Genomic DNA, 17,594 nt, shown 5'->3' on the forward strand with positions numbered 1-17,594 from the left:
GAGAGAAGCGGACTCACTTCACCCACGGCTCCTCGCCGGTCTCAGATACGATCGGCTTGCCGTGGTCGAGGTTCCAGGACCCCATGCCGCCAATGACGTTGAAGGCGTCGAAGCCGTTGTTCGTCAGCCAGGCCACAGCGCGGTGAGAGCGACCGCCGGTGCGGCAGATGATGTACATATCGTCATCGAGAGGAAGGTCGTCGAGTCGGGTCGGCAGATCGCCCAGCGGCACATGCAGTGCGCCGTCGATGTGCCCGGCTTCCCACTCGTCATCCTCACGGACGTCGATGATGGCAGCGCCTTCTGGGATTTCTGTTACGGAGACTGATTCTTCATCCATGGCCCCAGTCTAAACACGGGCCCGAACGGCTTGCACCCGTCCCTGGGGTCTTTCCCACCGGGCATAGCATGGAGACATGGCAAAGAAGATCGTCATCATCGGTGCAGGGCTGGCCGGAACCACCGCCGCCCGGGAGCTCAGCGAACGCGGCCAGGCGGTCACCCTCATCGACCCCGCCGCGGGGGAGACCAGCGAACGGCCCCCACTGTCGAAGCACCTCTTCGACGACTCCAGGTACCACCTGCCCTTCCACCTCGAATCCAGTGAGCTCGTCACGTTTGTTCGTGACAAGGCAACAGAGATCACCCTCGCCGAGGCGACCGCGAAGTCCCAGCACACCGGCACCGTTCATCTGTCGTCGGGGGAGACCCTGGACTTCACTCACGCCATCTTGGCCACAGGCATGGAAGCGAATCGTCCGGAGATCCCCGGCTACCCGGATGCCCTGCCCGTGTACAACCTGTCCGAGGCCGAGTGGATCCGCGAGCAGGTGGCCACGACGGACGAGGCGCTCAACGTCGGCGTCCTCGGCTCCGGATACTTAGGTATGGAGGTCGCCACCTCGGCCGTCGCGGCTGGTCATGAGGCGACCGTCTACCTGCGCGGCGATGAACCCCTGCGCAAACAGCTCTCTGCGCCTGTGCGCTCGGCGCTGTTCGATGCCCACACAGCAGCCGGCGTGAGGTTTGTGGCCCACACGAGCAGTCCAGATGAAATTCCCGCGAACACTCACAACCTGTTCGTCACCAGCGTCGGCGCCCGCCCCACCCTGATTCCCATCGATGGCTTCCGACCCGCCGAGGCGTGGGAAGTGAATGAGAAGTTGGCAACATCTCACGCCGGAGTCTGGGCGGCAGGTGATTGCGCGCAGATCACCGACGGGCCCTTCGCCCTGGACCATCCGTGGGCATGTGAACCCGTGGCCGAGAGCCACGGAAAATACCTCGCCGAACTGCTGAGCACCGACGACAGCGACACAGCTGAACCCTGGTCAGATATCCCCTGGCACTGGAGTTTCCAGGGCCCCGAAAAGGTCTTCACTGCCGGCCTGACCAGCCCCGATGCCACTGACACGGTCATCAGGCACGATCCCAGCGGCAAGAAATTCCAGGTCTTCCACTTCGATGGATCGAACCCAGACGCGGCGCTCATCGGCGTCGAGACACTCAACTGGCCTCCGATGCAGGCCGCTGCACGTCGAGTACTGACAGGTAACAACATTCCGACTCGAGCCCAGATCGAGGACCCGGATTTCGACTTCAAGGCTCACAGCCGACTGTGAGAATCGGCTACCCTCATCACGTAGACTTCCTGTGATCGACCCCCAGCCGCCGACGAGAGAAACTTCTGTACATGGATATGGCTAAGATAGCTGAGGAGCACGGGCTCGAAAGAGTCGGCGGGCGGCCGTCACTGCCCCAGTACATCAAACAGCTCATCACTCGCAGCGACTTCACCTATACCCTCGCCAAGTACCGGATGCAGTCCGAGAACGAGCGCAATCGTCTCGGCATGCTCTGGGTGCTGCTGCGGCCGGCATTCTCGGCTCTGATCTACGGCACGGTCTTCGGCGTCATAATGCAGGGAGCGACAGCGCGCCCCGATGATTTCGCTCCCTTCGTCGTCATCGGCGTCTTCGTCCTCGAGTTCTTCAACACCTCGATGAACGGCGGTGCGAAGTCGATCATCGGCAACGCGTCTCTTGTACAGTCCCTGCCGTTCCCACGCATCGTTCTGCCCATTTCCAAGGTGTTTCAGAACCTGCTCAACTTCATCCCCACGCTGATCTTCATGATGATCCTGGCGATGATGTTTGGGGCCCGACCGGCCTGGGATTGGTTCCTCTTCATTCCCCTGGTCATCCTGTTCTGGATCTTCAACCAGGGTGTGGCCTTCATCTTCGCCCGCATCACCGTCCACTTCAGAGACCTCAGCCAAGTCATCCCCTTCATCTCCCGCATGATCTTCTACACCTCCGGTGTCTTCTTCGACCTCAAGGTCATGGTGGCGAAGATCAACCCCGACCCCGCTTGGCAGGTGTTTGCGGACTGGCAGCCGCTGAACAACGTGCTCGCGATTGCCCGCGGCATCCTCATGGTGGGCCGCGATGTTCCCTATGACTACTTCTGGCACCTCGCAATCTGGGCCTTCGGCATCTTCATCATCGGCTTCGTCTTCTTCTGGCAGGCCGAGGAAAGGTACGGTCGCGATGAGTGAGCAGAGCGAACAGAGCGAGCAGGAAACATACGACACCGGCGGTCTCCCGGAGACCACGAAGAACAACCCTCCGGTCGTTGTCTGTGATGACGTCCACGTCCGCTATAAGACGATGGCCACGGGCAAGAAGCTCAAGCTCGGTGGTGGGGGAGGTCTGCTCGATCGCCAGCGCGGCCTCCAGGAAGTCCATGCACTCAAGGGTGTCAGCTTCGTTGCGCACAAGAACGAATCCATCGGTGTCATCGGCAGCAACGGTTCCGGCAAGTCCACTCTCATGCGATCGATCACGGGTCTCACGCCGACTTCGGAGGGGACGATCTACGCAAGCTCGAGGCCGAACCTCCTCGGTGTCGGTGCAGCACTGATCCCTGATCTTTCCGGTGCCCGCAATATCATGCTCGGCTCCCTGGCCCTGGGCCTCACCCGCGAAGAGGTGGAGGAGAAGTTCGACGACATCGTCGAATTCACCGGACTCGAGGACTTCATCGACCTGCCGATGCGCACCTATTCCTCCGGGATGTCTCAGCGGCTGAAGTTCGCTATCGCGACTTCTGTCCAGCACGAGATCCTCATCGTCGATGAGGCGCTCAACGTCGGTGACAAGAAGTTCCGCGACCGTTCAGAGGGGCGGATCCGTTCGATCCGCGAGAATGCCGGTACGGTCTTCCTGGTCTCGCACTCGATGCGCACGATCAAAGACACCTGCAACCGTGCTCTGTGGATCGAAAAGGGGGTTCTGCGTGCAGACGGCCCGGCCGCCGACATCATCAAGGAATATCAGGACTTCAACAAGGCGGAGAAGGAGAAGGAAGCGGAGCAGGGCTAGTGTGACGGACAGCAGCCTCTTCGTCTCAAGCATGCGATTAGACTCACTACCTGAGTACTGACCAGGCGTCGGACAGAGACCCGTCGCCAACTAGAAGAGGCATGCAATGACACAGAACACCGTCGAAACTCGCGCGGAAAAGGCCCGGGCACGCAAGGCCGTCCTCGCGGCCGGATTGGGCAACGCCCTCGAGTGGTACGACATCATCCTCTTCGGGTTCATGGCGACCTCCATCACCGCGGTGTTCTACCCCGGCGAAGGTCTGTCGGCACAACTGATGACCTGGGCGACGTTCGCGATCACGTTCGTCGTCCGCCCCCTCGGTGCCGTCATCATCGGCCGCTACTCCGACAAACACGGCCGCAAGTCGGCCCTGTCGCTGACGATCGGTCTGATGACGCTCGGCGTCTTCATCATCGTCGTACTGCCCGGTGAGTCGGTCATCGGCGTGTGGGCCGCGATCGGCCTCATCATCGCCCGCATCATCCAGGGTATCTCCGCGGGCGGCGAGTTCGGGTCCGCCACCGCCTTCCTCACCGAGAACGCCAAACACGGCAAGGCCTTCTACGCCTCCTTCCAGACCGCGACCCAGGGCATCTCGATGTTCCTCGCCGCCGGCATCTCCTGGATCTTCAGCTCGACCCTGAGCGAAGAGGCACTCCACTCCTGGGGCTGGCGCGTGGCCTTCGCGATCGGCCTGCTCATCGGCCCCGTCGGCTGGTACATCCGCTCTAAGATGGAAGACACTCCTGAGTTCAAGGCCTCAGTGAAGATCGACAACCCGCTGCGGACCCTCCTCGGCGAGCATTTCGGCCGCCTTGTTGCGGCGTTCCTCATCATCGCGATGGCCACGATCTCGGTCTACCTCATTACGTTCCTGCCCCAGTTCGCGGTCGGCAACCTCGGGCTCGAACCGTGGGCGGCGTTCCCCGGTGCCGTCGTTGCCGGTGTCATCACCCTCATCGGTTCCCCGTTTGCCGGGAAGCTCGCCGACAAGGTGGGCGCGACGACCGTGATGATCCCGACGACCATCGTCGGCATCATCGTTGCGTGGCCGATGTTCATCCTGCTCACGAACCATCCCTCGATCGCGATCCTGACCGTGTGCGAGGCGATCGTCGGCCTGTTCATGGTCTTCTACTTCGGTCCGATGCCCGCGCTGCTGTCCGAACTCTTCCCCGTCCAGGTGCGCAGCTCCGGCATGACGATTGCCTACAGCCTCGGTGTGGCGATCTTCGGCGGCTTCGCCCCGCTCATCCTCACCGCACTGCTCAGCGCCACCGGAGAACTGACCGTACCCGGCTTCTACTACGCGGCCCTGTCCCTGCTCTCACTCGTCGGCGTCATCATCGCCCGGAGGGTGTATAAACAGCGCTGACCCTCGCCGAGGTGGCCCGACCATCCCGCATGAACGTGGCGAACCGTGGTTGGTTTGCCACAGACTTCACATAGTGACCCGAAACGTTCCACCATTCGACCCCGGACACGGAAAATCCGTGTCCGGGGCGTTTGGCTTCCTGACCTCCGACGATGAGTCCCATTTGTAATTGACATCACAGACCGACAGCGGAAAACTGGCCCCGGAAAACTGCCATCACAATCACGGGAGGCGACGGTGCCCTCACGAAATCCACTGTCATCTGGCTCGCACACGAGCGTGACAGTCGTCCACGACAAAGGACTCAAACGCGATATCGGGAAAACCGGTCTGCTCTTCACCGGCGTCGGATCGATCATCGGATCAGGCTGGCTCTTCGGCGCCTTCGACGCAGCCAGCATGGCGGGTCCGGCAGCGATCCTGTCCTGGGCCATCGGCGCCATTCTCATCATCTTCGTGGCACTGAACTATTCGGAGCTCGGCGTCATGTTCCCCGTCGCCGGCGGAGTCGTCCGCTATCCGCACTACGCTTTCGGATCCTTCGCCAGCTACACCAGCGGTTGGATCACCTGGCTGGCAGCGGCCGGCACCGTCGGCATCGAAGTGCTCGCAGCCGTCCAATACGCCTCGAGTTATATGCCCTGGCTGATGGAGACCAAGGAAGGGGTGCTCGTCCTCACCGGACCGGGCATCCTCGTCAGCATCGTCATGGTCGCAGTCTTCTGCGTCATCAACATGTTCGGCGTGAAGTTCTTCGCTCAGTTCAACAACGTGCTCGTGTGGTGGAAGCTCGCTGTCATCGTCCTGGTGTTCGTGGGACTTGCGATTCTCGCATTCAACCCGGGCCACTTCCACATGGCCGAATTCGGCGGTTTCGCTCCCAACGGACTCGCCCCGGTCTTTGCCTCCCTGCCGGCGGCAGGCATCGTCTTCTCTTACCTGGGTTTCCGCCAGGGCGTGGAATTCGCCGGGGAGACGAAGAACCCGCAGAAGAATGTGCCCTTCGCCGTGATCGGTTCGATCGTTCTCACCGCCATCATCTACATCCTCCTGCAGGTCGCCTTCATCGGCGCCGTCCCCACCGAGCTGCTCAAGGACGGCTGGGGCGGATTGTCGTTCTCGAACTCGGCAGGCCCGTGGGCGGAGATCGCGATCATGCTCGGCGCAATGTGGCTGGCCGTCATCCTCTACATCGACGCTGTCGTGTCTCCGGCCGACACCGGTCTGATCTTCACCGCGCTCAGCCCCCGCCTGTCGTATTCGCAGGCTCGAGTCGGCAACGCTCCGTCGGGGCTGACGAAGCTGAGCAAGCGGGGGATTCCCTGGATCGGTCTGCTGGTGACGTTCATCGTGGCCTGCTTCCTGTTCTTCCCGTTCCCATCGTGGGCGAAGATGGTCGGGTTCATCACCTCCGGCACCGTCATCTCGTTCGGCAGCGGCCCGGTCACGGTCGCCGCGCTGCGACGTCAGCTGCCGGATCAGGAAAGGCCGTTCCGTCTCCCGGGTGGTGACACACTGCCCTTCCTAGGATTCCTCGCCGCCAACCTCATCGTCTTCTGGACCGGCTGGGACACGAACTGGAAGCTGTTCATCGCGATGGCACTGGGCTACGTCGTCCTCGGACTGCACTACGCCTTCAGTGACCGCAGCAAGATCCCGCCGCTGCAGTTCAAGTCGGGTTGGTGGATGCTGCTGTGGATCGGTGGCCTCGCTGTGCTGAGCTTCCTCGGCACCTACGGTGAGGGCAGCCTGGGCGTGCTCACCTTCGGATGGGGCGAGCTGGCCTGCCTGATCATGACCGTCATCGTCTTCGCTGTCGGCGTGGCGACGCGTCTGTCGCCCCGAGAGGTCGTCAAGAACGTCGAGAACACCCGGCAGGTCGATCAGGAGCTGCCGGACATCGACTGATCGGCAGCGCATCGACTAGACCGGTCACACCCCCGTCAGGTCGATGCACACCGTGATCTCGACCCGCGAGCCTGTCAGGTCGATGCGCACCCATTGGTCGGTGCGCATCGACCTGACGTGTCCGGTTATGACTGGCGAGGAACGATCATCACTGGGCCCCGTGCGGTGTTGAGCACGCCGCGGGAGACGGAACCGAGCAGAGCACTGCGCACCGCACCGCGGCCCCTGTTGCCGACCACGGTCAACGCTGCCTTCGCGGTCCAGTCGCTGATGACGTCCTCGGGGTGGCCGATCTCGACGTCGATGGAGATGTCGAGGTTCGGATGATCATCGAAAAGCCACGAGAAGTCGGACCTGATCTTCGTCTCGAATTCGGCTCGGCGTTTCTGGCGCGACTCCTGGTGAACTTGAAGGTCGGGATACCAGTACAGCCAGTCCTCGAGCTGAGGCATGATCATGAGCAGCTTGAGAGGCGCGGTGTTCTTTTCGGCAGCCTGTGCCGCCTGTTTGACGACCGCGAAGCTCTGGGCCGAACCGTCGACGGCGGCGATGACCGGAGCGGTCGTCTCCTCCTCGGCGCGGCTCGCGTACTCGGCCGAGTCGGTTCCCGGGAGCACGATCGTCGGGCAGTGAGCGTGGGCAGGCAGGGCGGACGCGACTGAACCGAGGACGCGTCCGACGAACCTGTCGCGACCACGAGCGCCGACGATGATCAGCTGGGCCTGCTCGGACAGTTCGACGAGGGTGCCGGTGGGGTTGCCCTCGGCGACACCGAACACGACTTCGCCCGCGTAGTCGCTGAGGTCTCCCTTGGCCACTTCGAGCGTGGCCTCGGCGATCTTCCGCCTGGCTTGATCCTCCGGCTCCGGCGGGAGCGAGGCTATATTGGGATAGATCGGCACCGGTACCGCGTAGACGGTGACAACGGTCAGTCTGGTCTTCCGGCGGAGGGCTTCGTTCGCCCCAAATCGCAGGGCCGCCTTGGCATGTTCGGATCCGTCGAAACCGACCAGGACCCCATGATCGCGGACTGTCGAGTCGGTGGCATTTACGTCGTCGTACATCACGAACCTCCCAGGGGGTTTCCCAGATTCGAACGACGGCGGCAACCCCGTGGCGAAACCGCTGTCGCTATCACCCAGCATAGCAAGGTTTTCTACGTTATGTAGAATTGTGGGGAGAGCAGAATACCGGGGAAATGCTTGGCGGATTGCAGCCGGCGCGCAGAGTGCCTATTGCGCCGTCGTGTTCGGGACGATGAGAACGGGTGCTGCCATCTGGTTGAGCACACTTCGACTCACCGAGCCCAGAAGCAGACTGGTCAGGCCACCCCGGCCGCGGCTGCCCAGAACGACCAGCGCTGCTGTGCGCGTGGCCTCCGAGAGCACGGTCGCCGCCGAGCCCTCCGGGAGGTGGCGGCGAACGGCCAGTCCGGTGTGGCGCCGGGTGACTTCTGCTGCCACTTCCTCCAGGTGGTCGGCGTGCCTGGCATGAGCCGTGGCCTGGTCATCTGTTCTGCGCTGACCCGAAGGGCTCGCCTCCGTGGGAACGGCAGAGAGGAGAACGAGCCGGTGTCCGCTCAGCTCGGCGGCGCGAGCGGCCGTGTCTGCGACCGTGATAGCCGAAGTGTCCACGTCGATTCCCGCAATGACCTCGTGGATGAAATCCGATTCGCTGCGCTGGCCGGTCGGCGTCGATGCTTCGAGGCCCGCAGGCGCGGGAGACTGTTCGTCGGTATCGGTGTTTCGCAGCGGGACCACGAGGACTGGGCAATACGCCCGCGCAGCGAGGTCGCCTGAGACCGTGCCCAGCAGGCGACTGGCCAGACGGTTGCGGCCACGCTTGCCCACGACGGCTAATTGCGAGTAGCGACTGGCTTCGGTCAGGACCTCTCCCGCATCTCCCTCGATGGCTTGAGCGGAGGCGTCGACTCCGGCCCGTCGCGCTTCTGCGGCATGCTCTTCGAGCATCTCCTGAGTCGTGCGGCCGATGCTGCGATGGCGGTCGTCGCTGATCGTCGGAGCGTGCCGACGCGGAATCACGGGGACGCTGTAGGCGCCCACAACCCGGATCGAGCAGTGGTGCTCCTTCGCGATCGCCATCGCCGTCGCGAACGCCTCGCGGCCGTTGTCCGAACCGTCGACTCCGACCAGGATGTCCGCGGGCGGGAGTGTGAAGAGGGAATTCATACCTTCACCGTACGCCAGGCATGCGGTGGCTGAGGCTGGTGCCCGAGACTGGCGCCTCGGGACTCTTGCCAAATAAATGTTAGTGACTAACATTAAAGGATGAACCGTTGGCAGCGAACTCATGCAGACCTGCGGCAGGCGGCCCTGGAGCTGTTCGCCGAGGATGGCTTCGACCAGACCGGCACGGCCCAGATCGCGAAGCGGGCAGGGGTGAGTGAGATGACTCTGTTTCGGCACTTTCGATCGAAGGAGGCACTGCTGCTGGAAGATCCTTTCGACCCGCGAATCGCTGAAGCGGTGCGGACCCGTCCCGAAATGGAGTCGCCGATGCGCGCGGTCACGGAAGGGATCCGGCAGGCGTGGAATGCTGTTGAAGTCCCGGATGTCGACGACCTGCGGACGCGGCTGACGATCATCACCGAGGCGACCTCGATGACTGGTGCGCTCGAGCGCAGCAGCGCGGCCACCATCGACGCCATCGCCGAGGCGCTGATGAGCCGGGAGGTCGATCGCTCTGCGGCCAAGATCGCAGCGGCCGCGGTGATCTGTGGGCTCAGCACCGCTCTGCTCGATTGGGCTGAGCATGGTCAGCCCGAGCTCGACATCGTCATCAACCATGCACTGAATGTGTTGGGTGGGCGCTGACATGCTCGAATTCGCGGCCGTCGGCCACCGGTTCCGCAGCGGTGCCGGCGTGACCGACTTGTCTTTCGCAGTCCATCCCGGCGAAGTGGTCGCTCTCATCGGATTGAACGGGGCAGGTAAGACCACACTCATGCGTCTCGGGCTGGGAATGCTGCGTCCTCAGGCAGGCGAAGTGCGCCTGTTCGGCCGCCCCCTGCATCGACTGCCGTCATCTGCGTTCACCGGTGTCGGAGCGCTGGTCGACGTGCCCCTGGCCTATCCGGAACTCACGGCTGAGGAGAACCTGCGCCTGTCCTCGCGGCTGCACGGAGGAACGCCTGCGCAGGTGGCCGAGGCACTGGAGACCTGGCGGCTGACGGCACTGGCCGACCGACGGTTCCGGCGCCTGTCCTCGGGCAACCGGCAGCGAGTCGGCCTCGCCGCAGCGATGCAGCACGATCCGCGCATGATCGTCCTCGACGAACCGAGCAACGCCCTCGACCCGGCCTCGGTGATCCTGCTGCGTGAGCAGCTGCTGCGCAGGGCGCGGGCGGGTGCGGCGGTCCTGGTCAGCAGCCATCACCTCGACGAAGTGGCCCGTATCGCCGATCGTGTCCTGCTGATGAACGCCGGCCGGCTGATCGGGGGACTCGACACTGCAGGCCCGGACTTGGAAAGGGCCTTCTTCGCACGTCTCCGGGCCGATGACGAGAGCCGCACGAGTGAGGAGACACCATGATGGGGGCCGCGGTGAGCGTCGAATCCTTGAAGCTGCGTCGCTCCCTGGTCGGAGTCATCACGACCTGTGCGCTGCTGGTGGGGACTGTGGTGGTGTTGGCGGGGATCACGTTCGGTGTTGCCCAGCAGCGCAGCGACCTCGTGACCAAGCTGGGTTCGGCGGCACGTCTGGACTGGGCCGGTCTGGTGCCGGCGGCCACTCAGATCATCTCTGTGGGGTCACTCTTGGGGTTCGGGGTCATGCTGGCGTGGATGTTCGGGCGGGAATTCGGCGATGGAACGATCACCGGACTCTTCGCGCTGCCGATCAGTCGTGGACGGATCGCTCTAGCCAAACTTGCCGTCTATGCGCTGTGGACCGGGGCGGTCGGTCTGATTCTGGCATTGGGTGTTCTCTGCCTGGGGCTGGCTTTCGGATATGGGTCTCCTGCAGAAGGCGTCTGGGCGGGACTGGTGCGGCTGTGGGTGCTCATGGTTCTCACTGGTTTCATTGCGATCCCGGTCGCCTGGACGGCGACAGTGTGCGGTTCGGTGCTCGCCGGGGTCGGCTGCACGGTCGGGCTGGTCGTCATCGCGCAGGTGACCGCCCTGCTGGGTGTGGGCGGCTGGATGCCCGTGGCCGCTCCCGCCCTCTGGGCGATGAGCGATGGGTCCGCCGTGACGGTGGCTCAACTGGGGTTGGTTGTCGTCTTCGCACTCGTCTTCGCAGTGCTCACCGCGGTCAGCTGGGATCGGCTGCAGCTGCGGCGGTGAATCAGCCATCGATGCCGAAACGAAAGGGAGTTGTTGTCTTCAATCCCCAGCAGATGATTCACTGAGAAGGAACGGTAAATGAAGGGGATGGAACCAGTGAGCCTTCCAGGTCAGATGACGGCAGCGTTCATCACCGCCACCGGTGGTGTTGAGGCCATCGAGATCGGCCCTCTGCCTGTGCCCCGGCTGGGCCCGACCGATGTCCTGGTGCGGTTGGAGGCCAGCGAGGTCAATCACGTCGACCTCTTCGTCCGCTCCGGGGCGTATCGCACTCCGCTTCCGTTCCCCTTCGTCATCGGCCGTGATCTCGTCGGGACCGTCGCCGCCGTTGGGGAGGCTGTCGAGGATTTCGTTGAAGGTGACCGGGTCTGGACCAACAGCCTCGGCCATGCCGGGCGTCAGGGATCATTCGCCGAATTCTCAGCGGTGCCGACCGAACGGCTCTACCACCTGCCTGAGGGCATCACCCCCGCCGAGGCGGCCCCCACCCTGCACGCGGCCGGAACCGCCTACTTAGGCCTCGTTCGGGAGGCGCGGCTGCGGCCGGGGGAGACGATCGTGGTCGGTTCGGCCAGCGGCGCCGTGGGCACAGCGATCGTCCAATTCGCTGCTGCTATGGGTGCGCATGTCATCGCCGGTGCCTCTGCCGACGACGAACAGTGGGTCGCCGACTGCGGAGCCGACGTCGTCATCGACAAACATGCCCCCGACTACTACACACAGGTTGAATCGGCTGCCCCACACGGAGTCGATGTGTGGTGGGACGCCAGCGGTGACGATAACTTCGAAGGGTCCGTTCCCCTTCTTGCGCACGGTGCGCGGGTAATCGTGATGGCCGGAATGGAATCGTCGCCGAGGGTGCCTATCGGCCAGCTCTACACCCGCGACGCCAGCGTGCTCGGGTTCGCGATCAGCAACGCTTCGGCCGCGGACCTCGCCGAGGCGGCGAAAGTGATCAACCAATTGTTGGCGACCGGAGTACTGCGCGGTCGAGTCGGTACGACGTTCCACCTCGCCGAGGCGGCTGCAGCCCACCGAGCCCTCGAAGCCGGCGACGTGCGGGGCCGGATACTCATCGTGCCGTGATGACGGGCCTTAGGCGGCAACCGCGCCCGTTGTCTCTCAGCTCTCGCATTCCGCCGCGAATCGCGTGAAATAGCTCAGCGCTTCGAACGAATCCACTGCATCCGGGTTCGCCACTTTCTCCAGCGCATGCCCTTGGATGAGGCGTTTGACGGGCACCTCGAGTTTCTTGCCCGTGCGGGTATGCGGGATCGCGGGCACAGCGATGATGTCATCGGGCACATGGCGGGGAGAGGCCTTCTCACGCAGATCCCGAGCGATCTGCGACCGCAGCGAATCATCGAGCCCAGCCCCCTCGGCGAGAACGACGAACAGTGGCATCCAGTACCCGCCGTTCGGCTGTTCGGTGCCGATGACCAGGGATTCGGCCACCTCTGGGACGCCATCGACGATGTCGTAGATGTCCGCGCTGCCCAGGCGCACACCGTGGCGGTTGAGGGTCGCGTCCGAGCGTCCGGAGATGATGACGCTGCCGCGTTCGGTGATGGTGATCCAGTCGCCGTGGCGCCATACCCCGGGGAACATCGAGAAGTAGGTGTCGCGGTAGCGCTGCCCGTCGGGGTCGTTCCAGAACTTCACCGGCATCGACGGAATCGGGCCGGTGATGACCATCTCCCCGACCTCGCCGGTGAGCGGGTTGCCGTCATCGTCCCAGGATTCCAGGGCCACTCCGAGCAACGGGGCGGACAGTTCGCCCTCCCACACCTCGAGGTTCGGCGCGGACCCGGCGAATCCGCTGACCACGTCCGTGCCCCCGCTTGTCGAGGCCAACTGCACGCGCTCGCCGACGGCGTCGCGGACCCAGGGGAAACAGTGGGCGGGAACAGGAGCACCGGTGGCGCCGATGGTCCGCAGGGAGCTCAGGTCCAGTTCCTTACCGGGCTCGAGTCCGGCTTTCATTCCGGCGAGGAAGATCCCCGGACTGACCCCGAGGACATTGACGTGCGTGTCCGCTGCGATCTCCCACAGCCGGCCCGGGCCGGGGTACAGGGGGCTGCCGTCGAAACAGACGGTGGTGACGCCCGCCAACAGTGCCGAGGCGACGAGGTTCCACATCATCCAGTTCGTGTTCGTGTACCAGAAGAACCGGTCACCCGGTCGTAGATCGAGGTGGAGACCGAACAGGCGGAGATGGTCGATGACGACCCCTCCGTGGCTGTGCACGATGCCCTTGGGAATGCCTGTGGTCCCGGAGGAGTAGAGCACCCACAGTGGGGTATCGAAATCGACGCGGACGAACTCCGGCTCAGTATCGCCGGAGGAGATCTCGTCCCAGTCGGCCAGGTTCGGGATCTCGTTGTTCTCATCAAGGGCACCCACACCGAGGTTGCCGACCCCGACGACTGCCCGCAGCGACGGGATCCGTGTCGCCAAGTCCGCAACCTGGTCCCGGCGGTCGAATGCCTGGCCGTTCCAGAAATAGCCGTCGGCGGCGAAGAGGACCTTCGGTTCGAGCTGGCCGAGTTTCGTAGCTGCTCCCTCGGCGGCATAGTCCTGGGCGCATGCCGACCAGATGGCACCGAGTGATGCGGAGGCGAGGAAGGCGATGAGGGTGTGGTGGGTGTTCGGGAGGTAGCCGACGACTCGGTTACCCTGACCGACTCCCTGGCCGCGCAGCCACGCGGCGACGGAGCCGACCTGGCGGCGCAGTTCGCGCCAGGTGGTCTCGGACTGGTTGCCGTCTTCGGTGATCGTAATGATCGCAGGCTCGTCGGCGAGGCTATCGTCGAGTCCGGCGCGCAGCGCGTGTTCGGCGTAGTTGACGCGGGTGCCGGGGAACCAGGTGGCGCCCGGCATGGACTTGTCTGCGAGCACTTCGGTATAGGGTTCGTCGGCGATGACGTCGAAGAAGTCCCAGACTGCTCCCCAGAAACCCTCGAGGTCGTTGACCGACCACTGCCACAGATCGTCGTAGCTGACCATGTCCTGCCCCGTGCGCTGGTTCGCTAACTCAGCGAACGCCTGGATCTGCGGGCGGGGCGTCTGGTCAGGGTTCGGGCGCCAGATCGGTTCAGTGGTCAATTCTTCTCCTCAACTCGGATGGCTCGAAGGTACGAGTTAAGACTAAGGGTTATTTACAAAGCGGCTCTGTGTGGTCCTCAGCTCCACACTCCTCGGGTGTCATGGACGATCTTCTGGGCCAGCAGTGTCCGGTCCAGGCGGACGAATTCGTTGTGATCGACGAGCAGTAGGACGATGTCGGCGGCGCGAACGGCTTCGTTCATCTCGATACTGCCTATGTTGTGAGTATGTCGATTCTGTAACGTTTCCGTGACGGAAGGCCGATGTTTACGCGGAAACTGCTGTATAAGTGTGAATTCGGGTCGAGGAGCATAACGAACTGGTATGTAACATTGCTAATTGAGCAATTTAATCACAAATTTGGAGCGCATGATCAGGTTGATGAACGGGCTGGCTGAACGCCTGCGCAGTTGGGGCGCAGAACGGACTTCGACAGATCAGAAGATCGTCATGTCAAAACTTAAGCACCGAGAGTTCGAATGGCAGAAGCGCGCCTTCAGCCGCAACGCACGCGCGGGTCAGACGCCTGAACGGGGCTATGACGCCCGAGAGGCCGTCAACGAGAATCTCGCAACTGTCACCGCAGAGTTGCAGGCAGCGGGAGTCGAATCAGTGATCTTGCCTCGTTCGCACCCGTTCAACCCGATACTTGTGGTTGCCGAAACTCAAGCAGAGCTGCTGCTGCAAGCTCTCCTGCAGTTGAACGCTGACGACGGTTGGGGCGCGCACGCAATGGGCGTCTCTGGCCGTCGCGGTGAACTGTCGAAATTCGTGCCTAGACCCGCTGAGGTGAGGCGAATCCACTGTCAGCGCCGCCTGCATGCACCAAGCGGGCGTCGGCTGAATACTCGGTTTGAGGACATCATCATCGAGGTCTGGGAAGTCCTGGGCGACAATGTGGAGCGCGTTGACGGCGAGAGCCACATTCCCGGAACGCTGCACCGACGCATCTCGAGGCGGGGTGTCGTCGTCGAATACCTGACACCACAGGTGTGGCAGGAGGCGCTTTCAACCGGTGGTCAGATCAGCCTGCAGTATCCGCATCTCTATGACGTCGTAGACCCTGTCGATATCGTCTACACATGGGTCGACGGTGACGATCCCGACTGGCAATTACGGAAGCGCAGGTCGGAAGCAGCGATCACACACGGAGCGGTGAATGAGACTGCGACGATTCCATCTCGATTCACCAGCCGAGACGAGCTCAAATACTCACTGCGATCGGTCGAAGCCTATGCCAGCTGGGTTAACCACATTTACATTGTCACAGATGGACAAGTACCGGAGTGGCTCGATACCGACCACCCGAAGATCACTGTTGTCGATCATCGAGAGATCTTCGCAGACAGTGAAGCTCTGCCGGTGTTCAACTCCCATGCCATTGAATCCCAGCTCCATCACATTCCAGGCCTGAGTGAAAAGTATGTCTACCTGAATGACGACATTTTCTTCCTCCGCCCCACCAATCCATCGCTATTCTTTGCTGGCAATGGTCAATCCAAATTCTTCCCCTCAAAGGCACCTCTGGATATCGATCCCCCTTCGGCTCGTGACCTGCCGGTCCTGTCCGCAGCAAAACGCAACAGGAGTCTCCTCCAGCGAGAATTCGGTCGTACAGTCACGAACAAGTTCAAGCACACGCCGCATCCGCAACTGCGCTCGGTATTGGCTGAGATGGAGAAGAACCACCCAAAGGAATTTGAGAGAGTGGCACGTTAGCCTCGATTTTTCATGGTGTGGCTCGCGCCCATGATTCTCGCGCTATGGAGCGCATTCGGTTCCGATTGTGCCATTCGGGTATGACGCGACCACCGTGTCTCGCCACGGTTCGGCGGGGACCCAACCCCCAGTGGTTTCCTCTACTCGAACGGACACTTACACCAGGACGATTATCCCGGCTCGGGTCCCGGCAAGGTACGCAGTCGGTTCAGGCCGGCGACGATGTCTTGAGCGAACCGGGCAGTTTTCTTCATATGCACCACGGCCCGGCGAGCGGTCCTCGCGATCGTGGCCGGCACCGTGTAGATGTGCATGCGCAGTCTCTTCGGCTCCCACCTGCGAATCTGATCATCGGCGAAGGCCAACAGTCCGCTCCAGGCCTGCAGATCACCGGCAAGAGCGACGATGGCCAACCAGATCCGATTCTGGTCGAAATCCTTGAGTGGGAAGTTTTGCAGCCCGGTGTCTTTGGCGATCCGGATCCGGTCCTCGCATCTGGCCCGGCAGCGGTGCCGGACTTCCAGATCAGCCAGCTGGCCACCGGTCGTGTTCGTCGCGAACGCGGTCAGTCGGTATCCGTCGACATCGTCAAATCGCAGTTGGGCACCCGGGTGGGGACGTTCACGGCGGACGATGACTCGCATCCCGTCCGGCCAATCATCGAGTTCAAGGACACTGGTGAGTTCGGCAACATCGGCCCCTTTACGGGGATCGCCGTTCGTGTCGTAGGCCGGCTCCCACGCTTTCAGTTTCGTCAGCTGGCGGTAGAGGTCGGGCATCGTCGTCGGCAGCATGAATCCGATCGAATACGACAGACGCCTCCTGGTGAGGAAGTTCAGGAAAGCGTGGGTGCCGCCAGCAGTATCAGTGCGGATGAGGACCGATTTCCCCGGACGAGGCTTGCCGCCGGGCAGGCCAGCAAGAACTTCTTTGACCAGTGTGATGTGGTCGGCGGCGGTATTCGAACCCGCATTACCGGGACGCAGCAGCCCAGCAACGGGTTCGCCACAGCCTGGTCTTCCGTGGTCGATGAACGCCAGCAGGGGATGGAACCCGAATCCCTTCTTATAGGTGGGTTTCGCGTCTTCCTTCTCGCTGTGAGCGGTGACCAAGGTGGCATCGATATCGACGATCAGCGGAGTCGAAGCATCTGTCTCGTGGTTTGGTGCCTGAGCCCCGGAGAGTTCCCACACCCGGGCACGGGCCGCCGCCCGAGCAGTGTTGAGAGCAGCCAGTACTCGATCGGCGTTGGCGGCGAGGGTGCGGATGAGGCGGGTGATCGTCGGGTTCGATGCCACTGGGCCGTAGAGGTCGGGTTCGTCGCGGAGGACGGAGCTATCGGAGAGGGCGTCACCGCCGAGTGCGAGGGTGATGGCGATGTCGGTGAGGATCTTCGCGGGGTCGTGGACGGCGAAGGGCTTCTTCCACGCTGCCAATGCCTGCTTCAGGTAGTGGCCAATCCCGCTGGTGTGCACGGTTTCGGTCAACAACATGCCGCCGGCTTGCCCGATGGCGTTGCTGGGCGCGGTATCGACGTGCAAGCGAGGATAGGTGCGGGTAGGCTTCACTGTGAGAGTGCTCCTTTTCCAACGGGTTCTGGTTGTCTTCGCAAACACCATTATCCCTGGTCAGGAGCACTTTTCTTCTGTCAGTCCACCATCCGGTCGATCCTAACCTCGATTTTTCATGGCTGGCCAGTCGGTCCTGATTCCAGCTCCGTTGCCGCGTATAGGTAATGATTCTCGCATCCGGGTATGACACAACCACCGTGTCACGCCACAGCAGAAGCGGGGACTC

The 17,594-nt window shown here is 62.7% G+C and carries 16 protein-coding genes; 10 read left to right on the top strand and 6 right to left on the bottom strand.

Annotation, left to right across the window (positions count from 1 at the left end; all coding sequences use genetic code 11):
- Positions 1-13: 13 nt before the first annotated feature.
- A complete protein-coding gene (locus BSP239C_RS12415) occupies positions 14-340 on the bottom strand; it encodes a rhodanese-like domain-containing protein (protein WP_101573305.1) in 327 nt (108 codons plus the stop codon).
- 76 nt (positions 341-416) lie between these two features.
- Here BSP239C_RS12415 and BSP239C_RS12420 point away from each other — a divergent pair, with 76 nt between their 5' ends.
- From BSP239C_RS12420 to BSP239C_RS12440, 5 genes are all read left to right on the top strand, one after another.
- Positions 417-1,622 carry an FAD-dependent oxidoreductase gene (locus BSP239C_RS12420; protein WP_101573307.1) on the top strand — a complete coding sequence of 402 codons (1,206 nt, stop codon included), beginning with the start codon at positions 417-419 and terminating at the stop codon, positions 1,620-1,622.
- A gap of 71 nt (positions 1,623-1,693) precedes the next feature.
- Complete coding sequence (locus BSP239C_RS12425; protein ID WP_101573309.1) at positions 1,694-2,557, top strand: ABC transporter permease; 864 nt, start codon at positions 1,694-1,696, stop codon at positions 2,555-2,557.
- The gene (locus tag BSP239C_RS12430; RefSeq protein ID WP_101573311.1) at positions 2,550-3,383 is read left to right on the top strand and encodes an ABC transporter ATP-binding protein; all 834 of its coding nucleotides are present in this window, start codon (positions 2,550-2,552) and stop codon (positions 3,381-3,383) included. Before BSP239C_RS12425 ends, BSP239C_RS12430 begins: the two co-directional genes overlap by 8 nt.
- 106 nt (positions 3,384-3,489) lie before the next feature.
- Entirely contained in the window at positions 3,490-4,761 is a 1,272-nt protein-coding gene (locus BSP239C_RS12435) for an MFS transporter (RefSeq protein ID WP_101573312.1), read from the top strand.
- 279 nt (positions 4,762-5,040) lie between these two features.
- Positions 5,041-6,669, top strand: a complete 1,629-nt coding sequence (locus BSP239C_RS12440) for an APC family permease (RefSeq protein ID WP_101573315.1) — start codon at positions 5,041-5,043, stop codon at positions 6,667-6,669.
- A 125-nt stretch (positions 6,670-6,794) separates the two neighbouring features.
- Here the strand turns inward: BSP239C_RS12440 and BSP239C_RS12445 are convergent, their stop codons facing one another.
- On the bottom strand, positions 6,795-7,733 hold the full coding sequence (locus BSP239C_RS12445; protein WP_101573317.1) for a universal stress protein: 939 nt from the start codon (positions 7,731-7,733) through the stop codon (positions 6,795-6,797).
- A 168-nt stretch (positions 7,734-7,901) separates the two neighbouring features.
- On the bottom strand, positions 7,902-8,858 hold the full coding sequence (locus tag BSP239C_RS12450; RefSeq protein ID WP_180959008.1) for a universal stress protein: 957 nt from the start codon (positions 8,856-8,858) through the stop codon (positions 7,902-7,904).
- A gap of 99 nt (positions 8,859-8,957) precedes the next feature.
- Here BSP239C_RS12450 and BSP239C_RS12455 point away from each other — a divergent pair, with 99 nt between their 5' ends.
- The 4 genes from BSP239C_RS12455 to BSP239C_RS12470 all read left to right on the top strand — a co-directional run bounded on the left by BSP239C_RS12455 (position 8,958) and on the right by BSP239C_RS12470 (position 12,059).
- Complete coding sequence (locus BSP239C_RS12455) at positions 8,958-9,503, top strand: TetR/AcrR family transcriptional regulator (RefSeq protein ID WP_101573321.1); 546 nt, start codon at positions 8,958-8,960, stop codon at positions 9,501-9,503.
- A gap of 1 nt (position 9,504) precedes the next feature.
- A complete protein-coding gene (locus BSP239C_RS12460) occupies positions 9,505-10,221 on the top strand; it encodes an ABC transporter ATP-binding protein (protein WP_219618895.1) in 717 nt (238 codons plus the stop codon).
- Complete coding sequence (locus tag BSP239C_RS12465; RefSeq protein WP_101573325.1) at positions 10,218-10,973, top strand: ABC transporter permease; 756 nt, start codon at positions 10,218-10,220, stop codon at positions 10,971-10,973. The genes BSP239C_RS12460 and BSP239C_RS12465 overlap by 4 nt, the downstream gene beginning before the upstream one ends.
- A gap of 78 nt (positions 10,974-11,051) precedes the next feature.
- On the top strand, positions 11,052-12,059 hold the full coding sequence (locus tag BSP239C_RS12470) for an NADPH:quinone reductase (protein WP_219618896.1): 1,008 nt from the start codon (positions 11,052-11,054) through the stop codon (positions 12,057-12,059).
- 36 nt (positions 12,060-12,095) lie between these two features.
- Here BSP239C_RS12470 and BSP239C_RS12475 read toward each other — a convergent pair whose 3' ends face one another.
- Both BSP239C_RS12475 and BSP239C_RS21150 read right to left on the bottom strand, forming a co-directional pair.
- Positions 12,096-14,078, bottom strand: coding sequence for an acetoacetate--CoA ligase (locus tag BSP239C_RS12475; RefSeq protein ID WP_101573327.1), 1,983 nt, complete (start codon positions 14,076-14,078; stop codon positions 12,096-12,098).
- Positions 14,079-14,155: 77 nt separating this feature from the next.
- The gene (locus BSP239C_RS21150; RefSeq protein ID WP_257930196.1) at positions 14,156-14,281 is read right to left on the bottom strand and encodes a hypothetical protein; all 126 of its coding nucleotides are present in this window, start codon (positions 14,279-14,281) and stop codon (positions 14,156-14,158) included.
- A gap of 166 nt (positions 14,282-14,447) precedes the next feature.
- Between BSP239C_RS21150 and BSP239C_RS12485 the strand changes: the two genes are divergently transcribed.
- Positions 14,448-15,797, top strand: coding sequence for a Stealth CR1 domain-containing protein (locus BSP239C_RS12485; RefSeq protein WP_101573329.1), 1,350 nt, complete (start codon positions 14,448-14,450; stop codon positions 15,795-15,797).
- A gap of 170 nt (positions 15,798-15,967) precedes the next feature.
- Here BSP239C_RS12485 and BSP239C_RS12490 read toward each other — a convergent pair whose 3' ends face one another.
- Positions 15,968-17,365 carry an IS1380 family transposase gene (locus BSP239C_RS12490; protein ID WP_101573331.1) on the bottom strand — a complete coding sequence of 466 codons (1,398 nt, stop codon included), beginning with the start codon at positions 17,363-17,365 and terminating at the stop codon, positions 15,968-15,970.
- Positions 17,366-17,594: the final 229 nt, after the last annotated feature.

This window comes from Brevibacterium sp. 239c (genome assembly GCF_900169365.1).
Taxonomy (GTDB): domain Bacteria; phylum Actinomycetota; class Actinomycetes; order Actinomycetales; family Brevibacteriaceae; genus Brevibacterium.

Bases quoted from the DNA above. Each gene is read 5' to 3' on its own strand.
- BSP239C_RS12415 (WP_101573305.1), bottom strand. From the start codon at position 340: ATGGATGAAGAATCAGTCTCCGTAACAGAAATCCCAGAAGGCGCTGCC.
- BSP239C_RS12420 (WP_101573307.1), top strand. From the start codon at position 417: ATGGCAAAGAAGATCGTCATCATCGGTGCAGGGCTGGCCGGAACCACC.
- BSP239C_RS12425 (WP_101573309.1), top strand. From the start codon at position 1,694: ATGGATATGGCTAAGATAGCTGAGGAGCACGGGCTCGAAAGAGTCGGC.
- BSP239C_RS12430 (WP_101573311.1), top strand. From the start codon at position 2,550: ATGAGTGAGCAGAGCGAACAGAGCGAGCAGGAAACATACGACACCGGC.
- BSP239C_RS12435 (WP_101573312.1), top strand. From the start codon at position 3,490: ATGACACAGAACACCGTCGAAACTCGCGCGGAAAAGGCCCGGGCACGC.
- BSP239C_RS12445 (WP_101573317.1), bottom strand. From the start codon at position 7,733: ATGTACGACGACGTAAATGCCACCGACTCGACAGTCCGCGATCATGGG.
- BSP239C_RS12450 (WP_180959008.1), bottom strand. From the start codon at position 8,858: ATGAATTCCCTCTTCACACTCCCGCCCGCGGACATCCTGGTCGGAGTC.
- BSP239C_RS12455 (WP_101573321.1), top strand. From the start codon at position 8,958: ATGAACCGTTGGCAGCGAACTCATGCAGACCTGCGGCAGGCGGCCCTG.
- BSP239C_RS12460 (WP_219618895.1), top strand. From the start codon at position 9,505: ATGCTCGAATTCGCGGCCGTCGGCCACCGGTTCCGCAGCGGTGCCGGC.
- BSP239C_RS12465 (WP_101573325.1), top strand. From the start codon at position 10,218: ATGATGGGGGCCGCGGTGAGCGTCGAATCCTTGAAGCTGCGTCGCTCC.
- BSP239C_RS12470 (WP_219618896.1), top strand. From the start codon at position 11,052: ATGAAGGGGATGGAACCAGTGAGCCTTCCAGGTCAGATGACGGCAGCG.
- BSP239C_RS21150 (WP_257930196.1), bottom strand. From the start codon at position 14,281: ATGAACGAAGCCGTTCGCGCCGCCGACATCGTCCTACTGCTCGTCGAT.
- BSP239C_RS12485 (WP_101573329.1), top strand. From the start codon at position 14,448: ATGATCAGGTTGATGAACGGGCTGGCTGAACGCCTGCGCAGTTGGGGC.